Annotated in this window: 1 protein-coding gene; it reads right to left on the reverse strand. The window is 61.9% G+C overall.

Annotated features, from left to right (window positions below):
• Positions 1–130: 130 nt before the first annotated feature.
• On the reverse strand, positions 131–451 hold the full coding sequence (locus EOB80_RS34200; protein ID WP_127332383.1) for a DUF1476 domain-containing protein: 321 nt from the start codon (positions 449–451) through the stop codon (positions 131–133).
• Positions 452–651: the final 200 nt, after the last annotated feature.

Here is a 651-nt window from a genome sequence, read left to right on the forward strand (position 1 = left end):
TCCGGCAGGACAGAGGGGGGCGCCGTAGAGCGCTACGATGGAAGAGTCAGCCCGCTGGCAAACCAACACCACAATGTGGCCCTGTGCCTCAAGGACGGCACGCCCTATCCCGATCAAGGCTGAGCGGCGCTCAGGTCGACCTGATCTGCTCCACCGCGGTCACCAGCAGCTCTTCCATGGCGGTGCGTATCTGAGCATCCGACTCGGCGATGCCCGCCGCGTCGAAATCGGCGCGCACCTTGCGGAACACGTCGTTGTCGCCGGCCTCTTCGAAATCCGCGTGCACCACTTCCTTCGCATAGGCGTCGGCGTCCGCACCAGATTTGCCAAGCTTTTCGGCGGCCCAGAGGCCGAGCAGCTTGTTGCGGCGCGCCATGGCCCTGAACTTCGTATCCTCGTCCATCGCAAACTTCTTTTCGAAGCCTTCCTGACGGTCTCTCATGCTGCTCATGGTTTGCCTCGTTCGATGTGAGTCCGATCTTCAGCCCAAGGGAAAAGCGGGCAGGGAAGGCGAGAGTGGCGTGCATGGATGTCTTTAGCAAGGCCGGATCGTTCACGCCGGTGATGAGCGGGACGCCTGGCGGTTCCGGTCATTTGGCCGATGTGATTTGACGTTGCCGCGCCGTGTCCTACTCTCGAATGCTGCTGGAC

The sequence above is a fragment of the Mesorhizobium sp. M7A.F.Ca.MR.245.00.0.0 genome, from assembly GCF_003997415.1.
In the GTDB taxonomy this organism is placed as follows: Bacteria; Pseudomonadota; Alphaproteobacteria; order Rhizobiales; family Rhizobiaceae; genus Mesorhizobium.

Coding starts and splice junctions, on each gene's coding strand:
- EOB80_RS34200 (WP_127332383.1), bottom strand. CDS start 451: ATGAGCAGCATGAGAGACCGTCAGGAAGGCTTCGAAAAGAAGTTTGCG.